This is a genomic window from Thermoanaerobaculia bacterium (assembly GCA_035717485.1).
GTDB lineage: Bacteria > Acidobacteriota > Thermoanaerobaculia > UBA5066 > DATFVB01 > DATFVB01.
The window spans coordinates 1-4,004 of sequence record DASTIQ010000103.1 but is presented as its reverse complement, the minus strand read 5'-3'; the positions used below and the strand labels follow the sequence as shown (position 1 = coordinate 4,004).

General features: G+C 66.1%; 5 protein-coding genes and 1 pseudogene. All 6 read right to left on the bottom strand.

From position 1 onward, the window contains the following. Window positions 1–133: 133 nt before the first annotated feature. A complete protein-coding gene (locus VFS34_05680; GenBank protein ID HET9793934.1) occupies window positions 134–508 on the bottom strand; it encodes a hypothetical protein in 375 nt (124 codons plus the stop codon). A 275-nt stretch (window positions 509–783) separates the two neighbouring features. After that, on the bottom strand, window positions 784–1,878 hold the full coding sequence (locus VFS34_05675) for an integron integrase (GenBank protein HET9793933.1): 1,095 nt from the start codon (window positions 1,876–1,878) through the stop codon (window positions 784–786). Then, window positions 1,871–2,211, bottom strand: a pseudogene (locus tag VFS34_05670) (four helix bundle protein). The gene VFS34_05675 and the pseudogene VFS34_05670 overlap by 8 nt, the downstream one beginning before the upstream one ends. 69 nt (window positions 2,212–2,280) lie before the next feature. Then, complete coding sequence (locus VFS34_05665) at window positions 2,281–2,697, bottom strand: hemerythrin family protein (GenBank protein ID HET9793932.1); 417 nt, start codon at window positions 2,695–2,697, stop codon at window positions 2,281–2,283. A gap of 161 nt (window positions 2,698–2,858) precedes the next feature. Further along, complete coding sequence (locus VFS34_05660; protein HET9793931.1) at window positions 2,859–3,635, bottom strand: N(G),N(G)-dimethylarginine dimethylaminohydrolase; 777 nt, start codon at window positions 3,633–3,635, stop codon at window positions 2,859–2,861. Beyond that, window positions 3,632–4,004, bottom strand: a 373-nt coding sequence (locus VFS34_05655) for a cytochrome (GenBank protein HET9793930.1), incomplete at its 5' end; no start/stop codon positions are given. The genes VFS34_05655 and VFS34_05660, both read right to left, overlap by 4 nt.

Here is a 4,004-nt window from a genome sequence, read left to right as displayed (position 1 = left end):
GCAGAAGCACGCGGTTCGGCGATGCCTTCGCGGTCATCGTTCCTCGGGGCCGCATAACGACTTGAGTTCAGCGGCAGGCGCGCAATCGCCTGTCCGCTGCAAGCCGATGTTATGCGGACCGAGCGACAATGAATTACTCGCCATAAGGCCACCCGAAGAGGCGAGCGATTCCCAGTGCCACGATGGTAAGGATTCCAAGCGGCACGTACCACGCCACCGCCGAGGCACCGAGAGCAAGGGCGGGCCGCCGGGCGAAGATCGAAACTCTCTGGAGCTGCCTTGCGAACATTGCCACGGCCACGAAGCCGAGCACCCACGCAAATACGAAACCCGCTTCTCCCGGGCCACCGATGAACTTCTGGAGCGCGAGAAGAAAGGAGTAGGGCCATGCCACCGCGAACCAGAACCCCCACCTCCCCGCACCGGCGTAGGTCAGGACAATGAACAGGAGATAGAAGCCAATCGCGCCGGGCAGAAGCACGCGGTTCGGCGATGCCTTCGCGGTCATCGTTCCTCGGGGCCGCATAACATGTAATTAGACGTACTAAGCGTTTTCGACAAACGCGGCGGCAAGATGCCGAATTGGCAGTTCATTGTCTTCGCATTTTACGCCCAACCTGTTCATGCGGAACGATTCCCATCCGGCTTTGGATCCCGACGGGGGCCAAAATCCGGCGGGCTAACACCGTTTTTTCGCGGCGCAGATCGCGACAAAAAGGCATCGCCTTCTTTTCCACACCTCTTTCATCGCGCCGCACCAAGAACGGGGACAAGACTCGCCCTTCAAAGCACGTCTGCCGGGCTCCTGACGCCCCGGACGCCGCCGCGGTTGAGAACATGGGTGTAGATCATCGTCGTCGAGACATCCTTGTGCCCGAGCAGGTCCTGGATCGTTCGGATGTCGTAGCCGCTTTCGAGCAGGTGGGTCGCGAAGGAGTGGCGCAGAGTGTGGCAGGAGGCCGGCTTGTCGATCCCGCCGGCGCGGACCGCCTGTTTCACCGCTTTCTGGATGACGCTCTCGTGCAGGTGGTGCCGGCGAAGCTCGCGTGAGCGCGGATCCTGCCCGAGGGAAGCAGCCGGGAAGACCCACTGCCATCCCCATTCCTTCGCCGCGCCCGGGTACTTCCGATCGAGCGCGTCCGGCATGAGCACCGCGCCGAACCCGACCGCCAGATCCGCCCGGTGGAGCTCGCGCACCGTGGCGAGGTGGGTGAGAAGAGACTCGCGGATGGCGCTCGGCAGCATCGTGACGCGGTCCTTCCTTCCCTTGCCGTCCCGGACCGTGATCTGCGCCCGGGCGAAGTCGACGTCCTTGACGCGCAGCCGCAGCGCTTCGAGCAGGCGCAAACCGCCGCCGTACAGCAACGTCGCGACGAGCTTCGGGGCGCCGTCGAGACGATCGAGAACCGTGCGGACTTCTTCTCTCGTCAGAACGACGGGCAGCCGCCGCGGCCGCTTCGCGCGGATCAGCGATTCGAGCCTCGGAAACGGGATCTCGAGAACGTGCCGATAGAGAAAAAGGAGAGCCGCCAGCGCCTGGCTCTGGGTGGAAGCCGCCACGCGCTCCTGCACCGCGAGATGGGTCAGGAAGGCATTGATCTCCGGCTCGCCGAGGTCTCGCGGATGCCGCTTGCCGTGGAAGACGACGAATCGCCGGATCCAGCCGACGTAAGCCTCCTCCGTACGGAGCGAGTAGTGCCGGGCGCGAACCCGGAAACGGACGGCGTCGAGAAGCCTGAGCTTCCGTCGCGAGTCTGCGAGTCGCGAGTCGAAAGTCGAAGGTCCGGACGCCGCATCAGGGTCGAGGCCGGCCAGCCGGGAATCTGCGACTCGAATGAGCCCGGACTCCGGACACGGCAGATGGGGTCGGTCATTCACCGCGCCGATCCAGATACTTCATGAATCCGCCGATCAGTCGGCTCGTTTCCGAAGTGAGCGAAGAGAGTCGTTCAAAATCCGTCTGGGCGATCAGTCCTGCGTCCAGGGCGACGTACAGCTGGGCTCTGATCTCGCCCGCGGATCCCTTCGCGATCGACAGAAAACGTCTCAATTCGCGGTCGCCCCGCGCTCAGACCCCTCGGCGATATTGGAGACGACCGAGATGGACGCCCGCCGAAGCTGATCCCGCAGGGTGAATTCTCGCGCGATCGGTCCCTCCGTTGTCGGATCGTCGACATCGCACTCGTGGCTCGCGAACTCATCGCTCGCCATTCGCAAAGGACCATATACGCCTTTTTTACGCCTGAGGCAATATCGGGCAGCGGGCCCCCTGCGCGGGCTTTATGAGACCGGGGTGCCGGAACCGGAAGGGCGATCCAAGAGGAAGAGGGCGAAGGCTTTGTCCGCGGTGTGGATGTGGTGGAGGAGCCAGAGCTCGAACGAGCGAGCCGCCGCGGGGAGCCCCGTGTCGCCGGAAACGATCGACTCCTCGAGGCTCCGGAGCTCGTCGATGAGCTGGTCGTGCTCGCGCTCGTGGACCGCGTATCCCGGGTAGGCGTGGAGGCGCATGAGGAGCTGCTCGGCGACGAAGTGCGCTTCCGTGACGTCCTGCAGCTGCCGGATCAGGTCGCTCGCGCGCGGCCAGTCGTCGTCGGCGAAGGCCTCGAGCATGACGGACAGGATCTGCACCTGCAGGAGGTGCTCGGTGTCCATCTCCGCCACGCCGAGGCGGAGAACGTCCGGCAGTCCGTTTGCCATGCCGCGATGGTATCGGCCCGGTCGCATGGCGGGCTGATGCAATTGAATCGGAAGGCCGCGGTGCGGCCAGTCGCGAGTTTGCGAGTCCAAGAGTTGCGACTCGAAATCGGGGGGAAATCCAGGCGAAGAGCCTCGACTCGAGACCGGCGGGCAGCGGCTCGTCAGAACCGCAGCGACAGACAGGAGAGGCCGCCGTCCATCTTGCGGAACTCGGACATCGGGACGGTCGTGACGGGATAGCCGAGACTCTCGAGCGACGATTCGAGGCGCGGAAATCCCGCCGCGACGAGAACGTGGTCGTTGACGCGAACGCAGTTGGCCGCGTATTCCTCGCCGGAAGCGACGGTCAGCACCTGGAAGTCGGAAAACGCCGCGTTTTCCGCGAGCGCCCCGATCGCGACGAGCCGGCCGTCGCCGATCGACGTGACGCCGCTCTTCAGATGGAGGATCCCGGGCGTGTCCCGGATGTCGACGAGCGTCGCCGATTTTCCTTCCGCGTCGAGGAAGTTCGCGAGCTGGCGGGCGCCGGCCTCGTTCGTCCGCTCGGAGACGCCGATGAAGAATCGGCTGTCCGCTTCGCAGACGTCGCCGCCGTCGAGCGTTCCGGGGGGCTCGATCGCGCGCACGGACGGGAAGAGCTCCGCGAGGCGGCCGCGCATCTCCTCCACCTCCCCCGTCCGACTCGCCGCTCCCGGGCGGGTGACGATCGCGGTCGAGCCGCAGAGGACGGCCGTGTCCTCGACGAAGCAGGAATCGGGGAAGCGCGGATCCGGCGGAAGGATCGTCAGGGCGAGTCCGCAGCGCTCGAGCGCCCGCGCGTATTCGCGGTGCTGGGTGAGGGCGGTCTCGACGTCGGGTGCGCCGAGCTCGGCGGTCGTCAGACCGTCGGCGAAATTGGAGGACGGCGTGCGCAGGATCGCGCGGGTGAAGACCGTCATGCCTCGTTCCGCGTCGTCGGACGCCGCCTGGCCTTCTCGGCCAGGCCCAGGGCCTCCCTCGCGGATTCCGCTGCGGGTGCGCCGCCGATCTTCGAGAAGAAGGCCGCCGCCTCGGACGACGGGGCGAGCAGGACGAGGGGCTTCCCGGCTTTCAGCGCGAGCGCGGCTTCCGAGGCGGTGCCGGCGCCCCCCTCGCCACACGCCACGACGACGTCGCTCGAGAGAACGTTGATCGCATTTCGCGCCTCGCCCATGCCCGTCGCGATCACGACGTCGGCAAAGGGTGATGCCCCGTCCGGGTTGCGGCCCGGAAGGATGCCGACGGTGAGACTCCCTTCGACGCCCTTGGCGCCCCGGAGCGCGGCATCC

What these genes read in the sequence shown, in the direction of transcription:
- VFS34_05665 (HET9793932.1), bottom strand. Translation starts at nt 2,697, where the DNA reads ATGGCAAACGGACTGCCGGACGTTCTCCGCCTCGGCGTGGCGGAGATG.
- VFS34_05680 (HET9793934.1), bottom strand. Translation starts at nt 508, where the DNA reads ATGACCGCGAAGGCATCGCCGAACCGCGTGCTTCTGCCCGGCGCGATT.
- VFS34_05660 (HET9793931.1), bottom strand. Translation starts at nt 3,635, where the DNA reads ATGACGGTCTTCACCCGCGCGATCCTGCGCACGCCGTCCTCCAATTTC.